This is a genomic window from Mycobacterium dioxanotrophicus, assembly GCF_002157835.1.
GTDB classification, from domain to species: domain Bacteria; phylum Actinomycetota; class Actinomycetes; order Mycobacteriales; family Mycobacteriaceae; genus Mycobacterium; species Mycobacterium dioxanotrophicus.
On record NZ_CP020809.1, the window covers coordinates 6140215 to 6158361 of the forward strand.

Annotated in this window: 17 protein-coding genes; 4 read left to right on the forward strand and 13 right to left on the reverse strand. The window is 66.7% G+C overall.

Annotated elements, in window-relative coordinates:
- Positions 1–7: 7 nt before the first annotated feature.
- The gene (locus BTO20_RS29825; protein WP_198344108.1) at positions 8–1024 is read right to left on the reverse strand and encodes an AurF N-oxygenase family protein; all 1017 of its coding nucleotides are present in this window, start codon (positions 1022–1024) and stop codon (positions 8–10) included.
- A gap of 120 nt (positions 1025–1144) precedes the next feature.
- On the opposite strand from BTO20_RS29825, the gene map reads away from it, so the two are divergent.
- The 4 genes from map to BTO20_RS29845 all read left to right on the forward strand — a co-directional run bounded on the left by map (position 1145) and on the right by BTO20_RS29845 (position 4733).
- The gene (gene map, locus BTO20_RS29830) at positions 1145–1909 is read left to right on the forward strand and encodes a type I methionyl aminopeptidase (RefSeq protein WP_087082878.1); all 765 of its coding nucleotides are present in this window, start codon (positions 1145–1147) and stop codon (positions 1907–1909) included.
- A 9-nt stretch (positions 1910–1918) separates the two neighbouring features.
- Positions 1919–3025, forward strand: a complete 1107-nt coding sequence (serC, locus tag BTO20_RS29835; protein WP_087079500.1) for a phosphoserine transaminase — start codon at positions 1919–1921, stop codon at positions 3023–3025.
- A 67-nt stretch (positions 3026–3092) separates the two neighbouring features.
- Complete coding sequence (gene sepH, locus BTO20_RS29840; protein WP_087079501.1) at positions 3093–3899, forward strand: septation protein SepH; 807 nt, start codon at positions 3093–3095, stop codon at positions 3897–3899.
- Positions 3900–3938: 39 nt separating this feature from the next.
- Positions 3939–4733, forward strand: coding sequence for a TIGR03620 family F420-dependent LLM class oxidoreductase (locus BTO20_RS29845; protein WP_087079502.1), 795 nt, complete (start codon positions 3939–3941; stop codon positions 4731–4733).
- 24 nt (positions 4734–4757) lie between these two features.
- Here BTO20_RS29845 and BTO20_RS29850 read toward each other — a convergent pair whose 3' ends face one another.
- The 12 genes from BTO20_RS29850 to BTO20_RS29905 all read right to left on the reverse strand — a co-directional run bounded on the left by BTO20_RS29850 (position 4758) and on the right by BTO20_RS29905 (position 18015).
- Positions 4758–4958, reverse strand: coding sequence for a recombination activating protein 1 (locus tag BTO20_RS29850; RefSeq protein ID WP_087079503.1), 201 nt, complete (start codon positions 4956–4958; stop codon positions 4758–4760).
- Between the two features lie 51 nt (positions 4959–5009).
- Complete coding sequence (locus BTO20_RS29855; protein ID WP_157680351.1) at positions 5010–5552, reverse strand: manganese efflux pump MntP; 543 nt, start codon at positions 5550–5552, stop codon at positions 5010–5012.
- A gap of 43 nt (positions 5553–5595) precedes the next feature.
- Positions 5596–6732: a pyrroloquinoline quinone biosynthesis protein PqqE gene (gene pqqE, locus BTO20_RS29860; protein WP_087079505.1), complete on the reverse strand. Its 1137-nt coding sequence runs from the start codon at positions 6730–6732 to the stop codon at positions 5596–5598.
- Positions 6725–7003: a pyrroloquinoline quinone biosynthesis peptide chaperone PqqD gene (gene pqqD, locus BTO20_RS29865; RefSeq protein WP_087079506.1), complete on the reverse strand. Its 279-nt coding sequence runs from the start codon at positions 7001–7003 to the stop codon at positions 6725–6727. Before pqqD ends, pqqE begins: the two co-directional genes overlap by 8 nt.
- Entirely contained in the window at positions 6990–7730 is a 741-nt protein-coding gene (gene pqqC / locus BTO20_RS29870) for a pyrroloquinoline-quinone synthase PqqC (protein WP_232490893.1), read from the reverse strand. Before pqqC ends, pqqD begins: the two co-directional genes overlap by 14 nt.
- Before the next feature lie 113 nt (positions 7731–7843).
- A complete protein-coding gene (gene pqqB / locus BTO20_RS29875) occupies positions 7844–8737 on the reverse strand; it encodes a pyrroloquinoline quinone biosynthesis protein PqqB (RefSeq protein WP_087079507.1) in 894 nt (297 codons plus the stop codon).
- A gap of 243 nt (positions 8738–8980) precedes the next feature.
- Complete coding sequence (locus tag BTO20_RS29880) at positions 8981–10711, reverse strand: PQQ-dependent dehydrogenase, methanol/ethanol family (protein ID WP_087079508.1); 1731 nt, start codon at positions 10709–10711, stop codon at positions 8981–8983.
- Between the two features lie 12 nt (positions 10712–10723).
- The gene (locus tag BTO20_RS29885) at positions 10724–11179 is read right to left on the reverse strand and encodes an MSMEG_3727 family PQQ-associated protein (RefSeq protein WP_087079509.1); all 456 of its coding nucleotides are present in this window, start codon (positions 11177–11179) and stop codon (positions 10724–10726) included.
- 934 nt (positions 11180–12113) lie between these two features.
- Entirely contained in the window at positions 12114–14348 is a 2235-nt protein-coding gene (gene katG, locus BTO20_RS29890) for a catalase/peroxidase HPI (protein WP_087079510.1), read from the reverse strand.
- Positions 14349–14375: 27 nt separating this feature from the next.
- Complete coding sequence (locus BTO20_RS29895; RefSeq protein WP_232490894.1) at positions 14376–15722, reverse strand: DNA-binding protein; 1347 nt, start codon at positions 15720–15722, stop codon at positions 14376–14378.
- Positions 15723–16051: 329 nt separating this feature from the next.
- Positions 16052–16492: a Fur family transcriptional regulator gene (locus tag BTO20_RS29900; protein WP_087079512.1), complete on the reverse strand. Its 441-nt coding sequence runs from the start codon at positions 16490–16492 to the stop codon at positions 16052–16054.
- A 437-nt stretch (positions 16493–16929) separates the two neighbouring features.
- Positions 16930–18015, reverse strand: coding sequence for a dipeptidase (locus BTO20_RS29905; protein ID WP_087079513.1), 1086 nt, complete (start codon positions 18013–18015; stop codon positions 16930–16932).
- Between the last annotated feature and the right edge of the window lie 132 nt (positions 18016–18147).

Here is an 18147-nt window from a genome sequence, read left to right on the forward strand (position 1 = left end):
TCGTCGGTTACGCGACGGCGACGAGGTGCTCGCGCTGCGGCTCGCTACGGTAGCGGCTCGGCGGCCCGTCGATCTTGCAGATCTTCCACATGAGCTTGGCGATCGGGTTCATCAGCCCCGTGTCGGTGCACAGCATGCGCACGTCACCGAACATGTCGCGCAGCATCTTGCGGGACTCCGGCGCATCGAAGAACAGGTCCTTGCGCACCGAGCGCGGGATGTCGAATTCCTTCCAGAACGCACGCGGCGGCACGATGATGGCCGAGCACAGGATGCGCATGGTCAGCGGCACGAACAGCGACAGCAGCCAGCGCTGACGACGGCGCAGGTGCGGCACCCGCTTGTGCAGGTACTGATGCGCGAACGAAATGTGGCGGGCCTCCTCGGCGACGTGGATCGCCATCACCCGCTCCATGATCGGGTGCAGTTCCTTGCCCTCGCGCAGCACGTTCTTCTGCGTGTGGTCGATGGGCTCCTCGCCGGCGAGCACGCCGAAGAAGAACGGGATGGGCAGCGGGCCCGCGGCGAGCGGGATCAGCGGCTGCAGCCACTTGAGCAGCCGCGGCATGCCCGGCACGTCCTTGCCGATGCGGTTCACCATCTCCTGGAACATCAGGGTGTGGTTGCACTCCTCGACGGATTCGTGCAAGCAGTACCGGTACTCCGGCGAGCCGTTGGGCACCCAGAACGAGTACTCCATGAGGCCGCGGATCAGGATGTTCTCGAAGTGCAGGCCCACCTTGGCGACGTTGGCCTGGCGCCACATGCCGATCTCGATCTGCCGCTGCAACGGCTGAGCCTGGTACCACGGGTGGCCACCGATCGGGTCGGTCGCCGGCAGTACCCAGCGGGAATCGTTGGGTGTGACAGCAAACTCCGGCGAATCCCACTCGATGTCGACATAGGGATTGAAGTTGCGCCGCACCGACCCCTCGGACAGTGTGGTGAGCATGTCGACGTACTCGGTGTCGTCGGTGACGTCCATGTTCTTGCGCCAGCGCCTGATCATCTTGGTCCGAGCCATGTTGCAGACCTCTCCCTCTCCTATGAGGTTTACATCTACCTGCCTTGTGTATAACGGTACCGCAGGTATCGACTAAATGTCTACGTCGGATTTCAGAAGTTTGCCGAGAGGGTGCATGACGTGGTCGAACTGAAGACGCCATCCGAGATCACAGCCATGGCGGCCGCCGGATCCGTCGTTGCAGAAGCATTGCGGGCGGTGGTGGCCGAGGCCACTCCGGGGCGTACGACAGCCGATCTGGACCGCGTCGCCGCCGAGGTGCTGGCGGCCCACGGGGCCACCTCGCCCTTCCTGAACTACCACCCCCGCTGGGCTCCCAGCCCGTTCCCCGCGGTGCTGTGTGTGAGTGTCAACGACGCCGTCGTCCACGGTGTGCCCAACGACACCGTGCTCGCCGACGGAGACCTGGTGTCGGTGGACTTCGGGGCAATCTTGAACGGCTGGTGCGGCGACGCCGCCCGCAGCTTCGTCGTCGGCACGCCCCGGCCCGCCGACACCGCGCTGATCAAGGCCACCGACGCGGCCCTCGCGGCGGGCATCGCCGCAGTCCGGCCCGGCAATACTCTCGGTGATGTCGGCCACGCCATCTCGGCCGTGGCACGTCGGGCCGGCTACGGCCTGCTGGCCGATCACGGTGGTCACGGCATCGGCCGCACCATGCACGAGGCCCCGCACGTGCCCAACGAAGGCCGGCGCGGCAAGGGCTTCAAACTCCGGTCCGGCCTGGTGATCGCCATCGAGCCGATGCTGATCGCCGACGGCACCGACGACTACGTGCACGACTCCGACGGCTGGACCCTGCGCACCGCGAACGGGGCGCGCGCCGCCCACAGCGAGCACACCGTCGCCGTCACCCCCGATGGAGCGCAGATTCTGACACTTTAAGCTGGTCCCATGGCTGAACTGACGATTCCCGCCGATCTCAAGCCCCGCGACGGCCGTTTCGGCTGTGGACCGTCCAAGGTGCGCCCCGAGCAGCTGACCGCGCTGGTCGCGGCCGGGGACCTGTTCGGCACCAGCCACCGGCAGGCGCCGGTGAAGAATCTGGTCGGCCGGGTGCGCGACGGGCTGCGTCAGCTGTTCTCCTTGCCCGACGGCTATGAGGTGGTGCTGGGCAACGGCGGCTCGACGGCGTTCTGGGACGCCGCGGCGTTCGGCCTGGTCGACAAGCGGTCGCTGCACCTCACCTACGGCGAGTTCAGCTCGAAGTTCGCCTCGTGCGTCGCGAAGAACCCGTTCGTCGGCGACCCGATCATCCTCAAGGCCGATCCGGGCAGCGCGCCCGCACCGACCTCAGACCCGTCGGTCGACGTCGTCGCGTGGGCGCACAACGAGACCTCGACCGGTGTCGCAGTGCCGGTCCAGCGTCCCGACGGCGACGCGCTCGTCCTCATCGACGCCACGTCGGCGGCCGGCGGACTGCCGGTGGACATCACCGACGTGGACGCCTACTACTTCGCCCCGCAGAAGAACTTCGCCAGCGACGGCGGCCTGTGGATCGCGGTGCTCTCCCCCGCCGCACTGGCCCGCATCGAGGCCATCGCCGCCACGGACCGCTGGGTGCCCGACTTCCTGTCCCTGCCGATCGCGGTCGACAACAGCGTCAAGAACCAGACCTACAACACCCCGGCCATCGCCACCCTCGTGCTGCTGGCCGAGCAGATCGACTGGCTCAACGGCAACGGCGGGCTGGACTGGGCCGTCAAGCGTACCGCCGATTCGTCTCAGCGGCTGTACTCGTGGGCGGAGGGCGCCTCGTTCGCCACCCCGTTCGTCACCGATCCGGCGCTGCGCTCGCAGGTGGTCGGCACCATCGACTTCGACGACTCCGTGGACGCTGCCGCCGTGGCGAAGGCGTTGCGGGCCAACGGCATCGTCGACACCGAGCCGTACCGCAAGCTGGGCCGCAACCAGCTGCGCGTCGGCATGTTCCCGGCGGTCGACCCTGACGATGTCAGCGCGCTGACCCGCTGCGTGGACTGGGTCGTCGAACGCCTCTGACGCCGCTACCGCGTGTCAGCACGGTTACGAGCTGATAACGCAGTATGGTGCGCCAAGGAGGTCGGTAATGCGAGAACTCAAAGTCGTCGGGCTCGATGTCGACGGCAAGCGCATCATCTGCGAAACCGACGACTCCTCGGAGTTGTTCAGTGTGCGCGTAGATGACCGGCTGCGTGCTGCGGCGCGTGGTGACCGAGTCGCCTCGAATCAAACCCAGATGGATCTAGAGGTGCACAGCGTGCTGCGTCCCAAGGAGATTCAAGCCAAGATCCGCGCCGGCGCCTCGGTGGAGCAGCTGGCGGCCGCCGCCGGCGTGCCGATCGAACGCGTGGAACGGTTCGCTCACCCGGTGCTGCTGGAGCGGGCCCGGGCAGCGGAGCTGGCCACCGCCGCGCATCCCGTGCTCGCCGACGGGCCCGCGGTGCTGACCCTGCTGGAGACGGTGACCACGGCCCTGGTCGCTCGCGGGCTCGACCCGGACGCCACCAGCTGGGACGCCTGGCGCAACGAGGACAGCCGGTGGACCGTGCAGTTGTCCTGGAAGGCCGGACGCTCCGACAACGTCGCGCACTTCCGGTTCACTCCGGGCGCGCACGGCGGAACCGTCACCGCATCCGACGACACCGCCCACGAACTGATCAATCCGGACTTCAACCGGCCGTTGCGTCCCGTGGCGTCGCTGCCGCAGCTCGACTTCGATGCGCCAGCACCCGCACGCGTACCCGAGCCGGTTGCCGCGCCGCCACAGGAACCCGAGCCCGTGGCTGCCGAGCCCACGCCGCCGAAGCCCGCTCGGTCGCGCAAGGCCCGCCCGGCCGTGCCGGCCTGGGAAGACGTGCTGCTGGGTGTGCGCTCGTCCGGCGGCCAGCGCTGAGGTTGACCTGAACCGTTCTTGAGGTCATAGCGTCGGCGCATGACCTCGATCGGCTTGGCGACCAGCACTCCGTTCACCGACGACCCGGCCCTCGTGGCCGACGAAGCGCGACATGCCGAACACCTCGGGTACGCCACGCTGTGGCGTTCCGGAAACCTGCCGATGGTCCCGGTGGCGGTGCGCGCGACCAGCACCATCACGGTGGCCACGGGCATCATCCCGGTGGTTCGGGTGCCTGCTGCCGAGGTCATCGCCGTGCACACCGGCCTCGAAGACACCAACCCCGGCCGCTTCGTCGTCGGCTTGGGCGGCGCGCACGGACCGCATCCGATCGCTACGCTCAACGCCTATCTCGACGAGCTGGACGCCGTCGGCATCGACAACCGCGTGCTGGCCGCGCTGGGTCCGAACATGCTGTCCCTGGCGCGGGACCGGGCCCGGGGCGCATACCCGTTCCTGGTGACGCCGTCCTATGTCGCCGACGCCCGGTCTGTGGTGGGCGCCGACCGGACGCTGGCGGTCCTGCTGATGGTCATCCCGGTCACCGACCGCGAGACGGCCCGAGGGGCGGCGGCCGGACCGCTGGAGTTCCTGACCGCACAGGGCGGCTACCGCCGCAACCTGCTGCGCCAGGGGTTCACCACGGCTGACATCGACACCGTCAGTGACCGGTTGCTCGACGGCATCGCGGCCTGGGGTGCACCCGGGCGCATCGCGGAGCGCATCGCCCAGTACCAGGCGGCCGGGGCCGACCAGGTGGTCCTGAGGATCCTGGGCGTCGACGACCTGGCGGCGTGGCGTACCCGACTGGCCCAGATCCTCATCGATCAGTGACAGGGACGCCCGCCGCTCGCGGCCCTATCGGTATTTGTGCACCTCGCAGGTGCAGTACATGTGCCCGCACGTGTAGCACGCAGGCATCCCCTTGCAGCGGTAGCAGACATCGCAGTTGATCGGCTCGGTGTGCCGACCGGCATCCTCCGCTCGGTAGGGCTCTCGGCAGTGGTAGCACAGCGGACGCGCGACGTCGTCCTGCTCACCGGTTGCCGCATCACTCATCGCGTCACCTCCGTTCCCGACATGGACCCCAGCCGCCGACGGTGTCCGTCCTCAGAAGTCCCCCACACCGGCCACCACCATGCCTGCCATCAGCACGAACGCAACTCCGGTCACCAGATCCGTACGGAGACGAGGGATGAAGTTGGCCACCGTGCGGCCGATCTGGTGTCCGGCGACCGCCACCACAAACGTGCAGAACGCGAAGAGAGGGGGTGCCAGCCACACCGAGTAGCCCGCGATGCCGAGAGCCGCCCCCGCCGCCAAATTGTCGACGCTCAACGGCACAGGCAGCCAGCGCCTCGCCACCTTCATGTCCGGATCCGCCGGCTCAGGTGATCGAATCGCCTTGATGATGACCCACAGACCGTAGGCAACGAGGCCCACGGTCGCCACGATCTCGGCCGTGTCGGAGATCTGGGTACTGACATAGCCGCCGATGAGTATCCCGATCGCAGGTGCGACGCCATCCCACAGGCCGAAGATCAGGGACGTCTTGACCGACGTGCGCAAATTCGGCTTGAGCCCCCCGAGCGCGATCGCCGTCCGAAGGTTGTCGAGGCTCAAGGCGAATCCGAGAGCGATCAGTCCAATCATGTGTTCCCTTTCAGGACGGTCAGGGCTGGGGAAAGCAGCGAGCTCAGCGGCGCGCCTCCGGCGTCGCCGCGGTCGCCAGCACACCGGCGCGGCTCGGGTGCGGACGCGGGACCAACGACCCAGGCGGCCGTGTCGAGTCGTTGGCCGCCGCCACTGCTGTCGCAACGAGCTCATGGTCAGGGGCGAGGTGACAGACCGGGTCGGTGCGGGCGGCATCGCCGGTCAGCGCGAAGGCCTGACACCGACAGCCGCCGAAGTCGATGCTCCGCCGCTCGCAGCTGCGGCACGGATCCGGCATCCATTCCTCGCCGCGGAACTGCTGAAACAGCGGCGACTCGGCCCAGATCCACGCCAGGGCATGCTCGCGCACGCTGGCCCGAGGCAGGTCGAGGCCACGGACCAGCTCTCCGGCGACCGGGCACGGCAGCGCATCGCCATTGGGCGTCACGGTGAGCTGGCGACGGGCCCAGCCGTCCATGCAGGGTTTGGGGTATTGGCTGTAGTAGTCGGGAATGACGTAGATGATCTCCATGCGGTCGGCGAGTCGCTCCCTGCTCGCTCGAACCACCGCCTGCGCCCGCTCCAGCTGCTCCCTGCTCGGCAACAGCTCGGCACGGTTGACTCCGGCCCAGCCGTAGTACTGCGTGTTGGCCAGCTCGATGCGGTCGGCGCCGAGCCCCTCCGCCATGTCGAGGATGCCGCCGATCCGGTCGATGTTCTGCCGGTGCAGAACGACGTTGAGGGTCAACGGCCAGCCGAGCTGCTTGACGAGCCGAGCCACCACCAGCTTGCGGTCGAACGACGCAGTGCCGGCAATCCGGTCGGACAGCGTTCGCTCGTCGGCCTGGATGCTGATCTGGACATGGTCGAGCCCGGCCTCACGCAGCTGATCGGCGCGCCGGTGGGAAAAGCCGAGCCCGCTGGTGATCAGATTGGTGTACAGGCCCAGCTCGTTGGCGCATCGCACCAGCTCGACGATGTCGTGGCGCTGCATCGGCTCGCCGCCCGAGAGATGCAGCTGCAGCACACCGAGCTCAGCTGCCTCGGTCAGCACCCGCTGCCACTGGGCGGTCGTCAGCTCGTCGCGGTAGTCGTCGAGCGCGAGCGGATTGGAGCAGTAGGGGCAGTGCAGCGGACAGGCGTAGGTGAGCTCGGCCAGTAGGGCGAAGGGCTTATCCATGGTCTACCTCCATGCTGTGATGGGCGACGAGATCGGTCACGAAGCGTCGTACGTCGTCGTCGGTGACCTGGCTGTACCGGCTCTGCAACTCCGACTGGATCTCCGCGACGGTCCGCAGGCCGTCGCACAGCTCGACGATCGCGGCGCCGGTGTCGTTGATGACCCAGACGGTCTCGGGCGACAGCAGCGCGTGCTGCCCGCGCGCGGCGTCGAACCTCATGCGCACGTGCGGGGCCAGTCGGGGTCGCGCGGTGTCCTCAACCATTGCCATAGGCCCGGTCGATGGCGTCGAGCATGGCCCACAGCACGTCGCACTTGAAGGACAGCGCCGCCAGCGCGGCCGCCTGCGTGTCCGCGGTGACGCAGTGCTTTCGCACGATTTCGAGGCCGTGCTCGGAGTCGCGGGGAGCCTGGGTGATGCGGGCCCGGAAGTAGGCGAGTGCTTCGGGGTCGATCCAGGTGTAATGGCGTTCGAATGCGGCGAGCCGCTCAGCCATCAGGTCAGGCGCGAACAGCTCGGTCAGTGAGGAGGCCACCGCCTCGACCCACGGCCGGGTCCGCGTGAACGTGACGTAGGCATCCACGGCGAACCGCACGCCGGGGAGCAGGTGTCGTTCGTCCTCGACTTCCTCCCGGGTCAGGTCGACGGCCTCGGCCAGACGCAGCCACGACTCGATCCCGCCAGATCCTTCGGTGGTGCCGTCGTGGTCGATGATGCGCTGGACCCAACGCCGCCGTACCTCGCGGTCAGGGCAGCTGCTGAGGATCGCCCCGTCCTTATGGGGAATGTTCGCCTGGTAGTAGAAGCGATTGGCCACCCAGCCCCTGATCTCCTCCGGGCTGGACTTGCCGTCGTTCATCCGGCGATGGAAGGGATGCTGATGGTGGTACTGCCCGACGTGCGCGCGAAGCGCTTCCTCGAACTCATCGGGCGCCAACGCCTCAGTCAGAGTCGCTCCACGCGGGGCCATCGTCGCCACTTGCGTGATCGGTGTCATCTTCGCTCCTCACGTGCGCAGGTCATCTTCGCTCCTCACGTGCGCAGGTCATCTTCGCTCCTCACGTGCGCAGGTCATCTTCGCTCCTCACGTGCGCAGGTCATCTTCGCTCCTCAGATCTCCAGCTCCATCCCGTCCACGGCGACCTCCATGCCGTGCCGGGTGAGGATCCGCCGTTCCGGCGAATCCTCGAGCAGGATCGGGTTGGTGTTGTTGATGTGCAGATAGACCTTGCGGTCGACGGGCAGCGGCGACAGCAGCTCGAGGCTGCCGCCCGGACCGTCGATCGGTACATGTCCCATCTCGCGCGAGGTCTTGCCGGCGAGTCCCAGGCGGGGCATCTCGTCGTCGCGCCAGAAGCTCCCGTCGATCAGAAGACACGAGCAGTCGGTCAACTCCTCGAGGACCTCGGGGCTGAGTCGCTGTACGCACGGCAGGTAGATCAGGCTTTTGCCCCTGCGGGTGTCGGTGACGCGGTAGCCCACGACCCGGCCGTACTCCGATGCCCCGGGAAACCGCATGCGCTTGTCCGTCGGGACGTCGAACGCGCGGTACGTGAGCCCGTCGCCGAGCGCCACCTCGGCACCGGGCTGCACCCGCTGCCATTTGACCGGGCAGTACGCCGCCAGCGTCCGGAGCACTCCGGTTCCGGTGGTGAGGGTCTCGTGCACCGATTCGGTCGCATGCACCTCGAGACCACATCCCTCGCGCATCAGCAGCAGCCCGAGCGTGTGGTCGAGCTCGGCGTCGGTGAGGAGCACTGCCTGTAGTCGGACCACCCTGCCCTCGTCGGGATGCAGGTCAGGAAAGGACTCGATCTGGGACTGGATGTCCGGTGACGCGTTGAACAGGAACCACTGCCGGCGGTCGACGCTCACCCCGATCGACGACTGTGAGCGTGGGACACAGGGTCGCGCGCCGGTCCGCACAGCGCGGCACGACGGGCAGGTGCAGTTCCACTGCGGAAAGCCTCCGCCGGCTGCTGACCCCAACACATGAACCCACACGATTGACAACTCACTCTGTTGTAGTGGCGACGGGGCGCCGGATCTCCTCAGACCCGGCGCCCCGTCGGGACACGATCAGCGGCCTTCGTCCCAGATGGCCACGTATGCGGTGACCTCGGCGGACACTCGGACCTGCGTAGCCGTGGGAGACTCCCACCTCGGCAGAGTGCTGTCAGAGATCTGTCGCTCCATCATGTTGTCTTCCTCTCTGTTGTTCGATCGGGTTGGTGGAACAGATGTGAATCAGCCGGGAAGCGCGAAGGCGATGAGCGCCGCGCCGTGGCCCTGGCCGGCCATCCCGGGGATGATGCCCTCGAGCCAGCCACCCCAGCCGACCGGCACAGCGATGTACTGCTTGCCGTCGACCGAGTAGGTCATGCAAGAGCTGTGGTGACCGCTACCGCACTGGAATTTCCACAGCTCATCGCCGGTGCGGGCGTCGAGCGCGAAGAACTCACCCGTCGGCGTACCGGAGAACACGAGGTTGCCGGCGGTGGACATAACCGACGCTGCCATGGGCATGTCGAGCCGCCAGCGCCACTTCTCCTCACCGTGCGAGTCGAACGCGCTGACCGAGCCGGCCATGTTGTCGACGTCGACCTCGACGGCGGCACCCCAGTAGGGCATGCCTTCCTTGAACTCGCGACGACGGCGGGTGGCAGTGGCACCCACGTCGGCCACCGGCACGTAGAACATGTCGGTGTCCGGGTTGTACGCAGCGTGCGTCCACTCCTTGGCACCGGCAGGGCCGGGGAAGAAGTGGCAGGGCTCGCCTTCCTTGTCCGGGTACTTGCGGGGGGTCACCTTGCCGTCGCGGGTGATGACGCCCCAGTCGATGCGGTCGACGAACGGGGTGACGTGCTGCAGCTCACCATTGGTGCGGTCCAGCACGAACATGTACCCGTTCTTGTCGAAATGGGCGAGCAGCTTCTTGCCGTCCCGCTCGAACAGGGTCATCTCCATCGTGGAGTCGTAGTCCCACAGGTCGTGGGGGGTGAACTGGTAGTGCCACTTGATCTCACCGGTGTCCACGTCCAGCGCGACAACGCTGTCGGTGTAGAGGTTGTCTCCCTCGCGGACCCCGCCGTCGAAGTCAGGTGCCGGGTTGCCGGTGCCCGCGTAGTAGAGGTTCAACTCCGGGTCGTAGGTTCCGGTGACCCAGTGGTTCGCGCCGCCGCGTTGCCAGGCCTCACCGTCGGCGGGCCAGGTTTCCGAGCCGGGCTCACCCGGCTTCGGGACGGTGTAGGTCCGCCACCGGTGCTCGCCGGTTTCCAGATCCCAGCAGTCGATGTGACCGCGGACGCCGAACTCGCCACCGGCGGAACCGGTGATGATCGTGTCCTTGATGACCAGCGGGGCCAATGAAGCGCTCTCCCCCGCTCGCACGTCGCCGATGGTCTTCTGCCAAACCTTCTGACCGTTGGTGGCGTCGATCGCCAGCAGTTGGGCGTTCTGCGTCACCATGTAGACCTTGCCGTTCGCGACCGCGCAGCCGCGGTTGACGTTGGCGCAGCACAGCGACACGTCGAAGGGCACTGCATGCTTGTAGCGCCACAGCTGCTGACCCGTCGTCGCGTCGAGCGCCCAGAGCCAGCCGTCCCAGCCGGTGACGAACATGACGCCGTCGACGACTATCGGACAGGCTTCGAACGCGTAGGTCGACGTGGCGGCGATGATGCCGGTCGTACTCGCCTGATGGATCCAGGCGACCTTCAGGTCCTTGACGTTCTCGACGTTGATCTGATCCAACAGGCTGTGCCGCCAGCCGTCGTAGGCACCGTAGTAGGTGATCCAGTTGTGCGACTCGTTCCGCGCATCGAGGATGCGCTCGTAGTTGATGCCGCTGGTCACATCCGGTGCACTGTGCGGCAGGTTGCTGAGCTTGCTGTGGTTGAAAGCCTCACCGGCGTCGATGTATCCGCCGCCGGCGTCACCGCCACCGCCTTGGGCGGGCGCTTCTGGGATAACCGTCATTGTGGTTCCTTTCTACGGCCGCGGCTGGGCGGGCCGGTCGAGTTTGGCCTCCGGCGGCACGTCACCGGACACGACGATGGCAGCGGTCAAACCCTTACCCTCGTCGTTGCCGGCGGGCGAGCCGTACCAGTAGTAGCCAGGGCCGTCCAATTCGAGCGTCGCCCGGCCCTTCGAGTGGTTCACCAGACCGATGAACTGCTTGTCGCCGTTGCTCGGCAACAGGCAGGCATGGGTGTTCTTGTCGTCGTTGATGATCGTCAGCTCGACGGTGCCGGCGTGCGGCAGGATGAGGATCGCCGGCTCGAATGCGAGCGCATCCTCCGGGATCCTGATGGTCGCTTCCATCGTGCCGTCGGCACGTTCGGTCGCTTTGGCGATGGAACCGGTCCCCAGTACGGAACCTATGGCTGCCTTGTTTTGTCCCTGGAGTTCTGCCAGGAGTGCATCTCGTTCCTGAACGGTCGTCATTGGACATCACCTCCTCATGAGTGAAACTTTGTGTGGGTTGTGTTGTTGTACGAAAAGGCGTTCATGACGTTTCTTCTTGACCCGGATCGGCGATTCGGTAATGCCCTGGACGCATTCAGTGATCGTTATCCGGAAACTCAACGTGCCTCAGCCCATATCTTCGGACCGTCGACAGTTGATAACCCGCCTGATCACCTACCTCTCATTGCGGAATGGCGTGGTTCGGTGCGCCCTTCGTTGCCGAAATGACCAATTCGAACCTTTAACGAGGTGAAGCGTAGGCCCGATTGAAACCCACGAATAGGCACGACCGCTGGGCCGCCGCACGCTGCCGTTCACACGCCGCAAGGTGCCGTTCGCCGTGACGCCGATCACACCCCCGGGCCCGGCGCGGATGACCCACACCGCGTGGCTGGGCGTCGTTCACAATCGCTGCCGCGGAGCCCCAGAACGCCCCCGAAACGTCGACGAACGCCAGGTAGGCGATGCAATGGTTCGTTCCAGCACCACGAAGACCACCGAGGCGAGGCGCGCCCACGGTGCAGTCACCAGCGGTGGGCGCCGGGAACCTCAGGCCAGCCGGCGGGCCGGCAGAGGCTGCCGTTCACCCGCCACAACCGACCGCTCAGACCCCGGCCGTCACACTGTGGGGATCGAAGAAGTCGAGCCCCGAAATCAGATACCGCACCAAAAGCTCACGACAATTCCCGCTCCGCCAGGACTGGCGTTCGGCGCAGTAATTCTCCGATATCCGTAGGCGTATTGAGAAAGCGAAGAAAGTCCGCCGAGGGCACGCAAAGACGGCCACGGAGATTGACACCACGATGTGCGGCGTCGTGATCGATTCGGTCGGCAAGCGCGCAAAATCGCATAACCGCCCGTCCGGCGGATACTGCCGTTCATGCGCGGCGCCGCGCCGCTTATGCGCCGGCCGTCACATCGCGGGGTCGAAAAGGTCCAGGCTCATGACCTTGTCCCACGCCGCGACGAAGTTGCGGACGAACATCTCCTCGGCACCCTCACACGCGTAGGCCTCGGAGAGGGCACGCAGCTCGGAGTGGGCCCGGAAGACGAGGTCGGCCCGACTGGCGAGCCACGCGACCTCGCCGGTGTGCCGGTTGCGCCCCTCGTAGGACACCGGCGGTGCACCCTTGGGCGTCCTCGGTATCCACTCGATGTCCGTGTCCAGCAGGTTGACGAAGAAATCGGTGGTCAGCGAGCCCGGCGTTCGGGTGAACACGCCGACGGCGGCGTCGCGGTGGTTCGCACCGAGCACGCGCAGGCCGCCGATCAGCACTGTCATCTCGCGGGCGCTGAGGGTCAGCTGGCTCGCGCGTTCGATGAGCTGGTGCTCCGGGGGCAGCTCGTTGTTCATACCGACGTAGTTGCGGAACGCGTCCGCCTTGGGCTCGAGCGCGGCGAACCACTCTGGGTCGGTCCACTCCTGTGTCGCGTCGGTGCGTCCCGGCCGGAACGGGACTTCGATGTCGTGACCGGCAGCAGCGGCGGCGTGTTCGATCGCGGCGCAGCCACCGAGCACGATCAGATCGGCAAGCGAGATCCGCTTGTTCGCGCGCTGGGAGTCGTTGAACCGGTCGCGGATCTCCTCGAGCGTGGCCAACACGGCACCGAGCGTCTCGGGCTCGTTGACATGCCAGCTCCGCTGGGGTTCCAGTCGGATCCGCGCCCCGTTCGCACCGCCGCGTTTGTCGCTGTCGCGGAAGGTCGACGCAGAGGCCCACGCCGTGCGAACGAGTTGGGCGACCGAAAGGCCCGATTGCCGGATCTCGCCCTTGAGCGTGGCGATGTCCTCGGCGTCGACGAGCTCGTGATCAACGTCAGGCACCGGGTCCTGCCAGATCAACCGCTCGGCGGGAACCAGCGCTCCCAGGTAGCGCTGAACGGGGCCCATGTCTATGTGCGTGAGCTTGAACCACGCCCGCGCGAAGGCGTCCTCGAGCTGGTCCGGGTGCTCCAGGAACCGCCGCGAGATCGACTCGTAGATGGGGTCCTCCTGCAGTGCAAGGTCCGTGGTGAGCATGACCGGGTGATGAGTCTTGCCCGGGTCGTAAGGGTCCGGCACGGTCCCCTCGCCCTGACCGTCACTGGGGATCCACTGCCACAGCCCCGCCGGGCTGAGCTCGACTTCCCACTCGTATTCGAACAGCGTCTCCAAGAACGTGTGGTCCCACGTGACCGGCGTACGCGTCCACATCCCTTCGAGCCCGCTGGTGATGGTGTCCGGGCCGTTACCGGTGCCGTACGTGTTCGCCCAGCCCAAGCCCTGAGCAGTGAGCGGCGCGGCCTCGGGTTCCGGGCCGAGGGCGGTGTCCGGCGCCGGCCCGTGCGTCTTTCCGAACGTATGACCTCCGGCGATCAGCGCCACCGTCTCCTCGTCGTTGAATCCCATCCGCTTGAAGGTCTGACGGATGTCCCGGGCGGCGAGCCGCGGATCGGGATTGGTGGCGGGGCCCTGGGGGTCGACGTAGATCAGTCCCATCTCGGTGGCCGCCAACGGTTCGTCGAGATGCCGGACACCGCTGTGCCGTTCGTCGGCCAGCCACTTGAATTCCGGTCCCCAGTACAAATCGTCGGGCTCCCAGGCGTCCTCCCGGCCGCCTGCGAACCCGAATGTCTTGAAACCCATCGACTCCAGCGCGCAGGTGCCCGCGAAGATCATCAGGTCCGACCAGGAGATCTTGCGTCCGTACTTCTTCTTCACCGGCCACAGGAGACGGCGCGCCTTGTCCAGGTTGCGGTTGTCGGGCCAACTGTCCAACGGCGCAAAGCGCTGCATCCCCCCGCTCGGGCCGCCGCGGCCGTCACCGACGCGGTAGGTGCCGGCGCAGTGCCACGCCATCCGCAGCACGAGCGGTCCGTAGTGACCGAAATCGGCCGGCCACCAATCCTGCGAGGTCGTCAATACGTCGTCTACATCGCGGGCCAGCTCGTCGAGATCCAACGACAGGAACTCTTTGGCGTAGTCGAAGTCCTTGCCCCTCGGGCTGTCCGCGGTCTTCTGCCGCAACACCCCCAAATCGAGCCGCTGCGGCCACAAGTCGTTCGAACTGCCGCCCGCGGCAGGATTGCTCCGTTGCCGAGCCGCTGTCGCTTCGCTCAGGACCTTGTCATAGGTGCGATAGGCGTGAGTGTCGGGATTCTCTGGCATGGATTTCCTCCCGGGTGCCGCCGAGCTTCAGATCCCCAGCGCACGGCGTACCGCGCGCACGTTGCGCCTGGACACCGGCAACATCGTCTTCTGCCGGTCGTCCATGACCAGGACCAGCTCACCCTTGTCCCGGCGTTCGACCTCGCGAATGCGGTTCAGGTTCACGACATACTGGCGGTGCACGCGCAGGAATCCCGCTTTGGCCAGCTCATTTTCGAGCTTGTCCAGCCCGGACGAGGCGGCCCGCAGCCTGCCCTCGTCCGTGGACAGCCATACGTCGTTGCCGGCCGACTCGGCGAACACGACTTCCGGCAGCCGCAAGAGCATCATCCGGTTCTCGTGGACACCGACCACTCGACCGGATTGTGCCTGAACGTGTGCGTCCGCTTCGGTCTGCGGCAACTGCGCGCCGTCGGTGCAGGTACCGAAGTGCTCACCGTCGGTGCAGCTACCGAAGGAGATGAGGTGTCCGACCAGATTGCTGTACAGGAATACCGGGCGAATCCGGATGGCCGAAGGTTCCGCGGAGAGGTGGGTGAAGATCCGGGTGGAACCCGTCCAGTCCGGATTGTGGCTCGCCTCCTTGCTGGCGAACTGAGCGGCGCCGATGAACGCCGGCAACCGCGGAGTCCAGCGGACCGCAGGATCGATTGCCGGGCTGTTGCCCGGCACGCCGAGGAGCACGCTGGCGGTGTCGTCGGCGATCACCACCTTGCCCGCAGTGTCGACGGCGGCGAGCGGCTCACTCGACTTGGCCCGCGCAAGCTGATACGCGGCCAGCAGCTCGGCACCGCCGTCGCGGGCGTGCACGCGCAGCGTGGTCTGCGTCTGCGTGGCGGCTCTCGCCAGCCAGCCACGGGCCCCCGCTGGCACATCGCTGCGCCAGCACGAGACGGTCAAGATCGCGACCGGCTCCTTGGTCACCACGTCGCGGACCGCGACGCCCGCGCAGCTCCAGTCGTGAAAAGCCTGGCACCAGTGTTCTTCACGCCTGATCAGCATGGGGCTCGGCGCCCCCAGAGCGGTGCCCATGCCGTTCGTGCCCACCGCGCTCTCCGACCAGCTGAACGACGGCGCGAGCCTGATCCCGGCGGCGACGGAAAGGGTGGCCTTGTCGCCCCACTCGGCCAGGACCCTGCCGGTGGCGTCGGCGACGATCACGACGCCACCGCAGTTCGCCACCTCGTGCACGATAGCGGCGGCACGAAAACCCAATTCGGCGAAGACAACATCGTGTTCGAGCGGATGGTCGACCTCCGCGGCCGCCACCGGCGCTTCGGAGAGGAACGGGTCTACGCGGTACTGGTCTCGGCACCGATGCCAGGAGATCGCCACTTCGGGTCGGACGCCATGGATGTCGTCCTGTCCCTCCACGAAGCGTTCCCACGCCTGCTGTACTCCAGCAGGGTTCGGACTAACGGATCCCGTCGAGCGTCTTTGGACATATGTCATTCGAGACCACCCCTGAACTATGTGTCTAAACCATGAGCCAACTGAAAAAGGTGTGGAAGGTACTTCTCGAGTGCGAAGCGGTCGTTGTTCAGAACCGCGGCCGGCGCCGCGACGGAGTCCTCGTCGCGGGCCACCAGCCCGTATCGGTCAGCGGCGCATGGGTTTTGGTGTCTGCTTGGGGTGGCCGAGCTTCGGAGATATCGGACGACACGTGACTGCCTTTCGTGAGGGGGCTGCGATCACGGATGTGGTCAGGAACTGCTGACGGCAGAGCAGGTGGGGCACAGGCCCCAATAGATCACCTCGGCTTCATCGAGGACGTAACCATCGAGGGCACCGTCGGGATCGGACGGGTCGAGACACGGCGCCTCGCCGCGGGCGCAGTCAATATCGGTGATGACACGGCAGGATCGGCAGACGACGTGGTGGTGGTTGTCCCCCACCCGAGACTCGTAGCGCGCCACGGACCCCGACGGCTGGATGCGTCTGATCAACCTCGCATTGGTCAATGCCTGCAGGACGTCATAGACGGCCTGCCGGGAGACGTCCGGGAGATTCGTTCGCACGATCGCCAGGATCGACTCCGTATCAGCGTGCGGATGTGCGTGCACCGCCTCGAGGACGGCGACTCGGGGACGGGTCACCCGGAGGTCTGCCGCACGCAGGCGGTCGGGGTAATCCGGTGCAGGCACGTGACTAATATCACTCACTTTTTTGGACTTGGTCAAGACTTTTCGGTGATTTGGTTTGGACTTAGTCCAAATTTGTCGGCGATGTTGGGTCGCGCATGTGGCCTCTGCCCGCTGCCTGTCCCGCCGTGGGAGAACCGCGAACGTGCCCGGTAGGCGCAAAGCGAGCGAACCCTTACTGCCCGAGTCGGCGCACCTTAGTTTCGGCCACGAGGAGCCTTCCCACCGGGCCGTCCCGAGCCGTCACAGTGACGAAAAATGGCCCCGCTTACCTGTTCGTCGCCGGTAGCCGCGGGCCGCGCCATATCCGAGCCGTACCGAAGTCGACGACGACCCAAGCGCTCACAGCTGGCGTCGCTCACACGAGGACAGCAAACAGTCGTGGGTGAACTTCGAACCGCTGCGGGTTTGCACCCGGGGGTGCTGCCGCGGAGTGCGGACTAGGGCGTCAGCTCCGCGACATCCTCGGAAGCCCGGAGCACGCGCAGAACGTTCCCGCCGGCGAGCTTGGCCAAGTCGCTCCGCGACCAGCCGCGGTCGGCGAGGGCGGCGAAGAGCCGCGGATACCCCGAAACGTCCTCCAGACCCTCGGGCATGGCTTCGCCCCCCATATAGTCCCCGCCGATACCGACATGGTCGATGCCGGCGGTCTCACGCACGTGCTCGATGTGCGCCACGACCTGAGCCAATGTGGCGACCGGCGGCGGCGACTGCTGTTCCAGGCCCGTCATCAGCGCGTCGTACTCCGGCGTGCCCTTCTTGATTCCACGGCGTCGAGCCTCGGCCTTCGCCTCCGCGTGCCACCGGGCGACCGCCGGTGAGACGAAGGCGGGCAGGAACGTCACCATGCACACGCCGCCATTCTCGGCCAACGCCGTCAAGACGTCGTCGGGCACGTTGCGGACGTGGTCGCAGATCGCGCGGGCGGAGGAGTGGCTGAAGATCGCCGGCGCGGCGGTCACCCGCAGTACCTGCCGCATGACGTCGGCGGACACGTGCGAGAGGTCGACCAGCATGCCGAGCCGGTTCATCTCGCGTACGACGTCTTCACCGAACTCCGACAGCCCGTGCAGCACCGGGTCGTCGGTCGCGGAGTCGGCCCAGGGCACGTTCTTGTTGTGGGTCAGGGTCAGGTAACGCACCCCCAACGCGTGCATCATGCGCAGCACCGCGAGCGATCCGTCGATGCAGTGGCCCCCCTCCATGCCCAAGAGCGATGCGATCCGGCCGCCGGACGCCTCCACTTCGTCCGCAGATGTCGCCAGCACCAGTCGGTCGGGGTAACGGGCGACGAGACGTCGCACCAAGTCGATCTGCTCCAGCGTGGCAGTCACTGCCGCGGGACCGACGAAAAGCTCCGGGGACACGTAGACCGACCAGAACTGCCCGGTCACTCCGCCGGCGTCCAGGCGCTTCAGGTCGGTATGCAGATTCGGCACCACCCCGGTCAAGTCGACGGCATCCAGGTCGGCGTCGTACTCCTGACGCAAGGCCCAGGCGAGATCGTTGTGACCGTCGATCAGCATCGCCTTCTCCTCAGACCGTTGCCGCGCTCCCCCGCGCGATGTCTCCATCGAGCGGCGTGAGCCCCGATCCTACGATTCAGCCGTCCGGTCGACCGGACGCGCGACGAGCGGGGCCCCCGTGACGACGCGCTC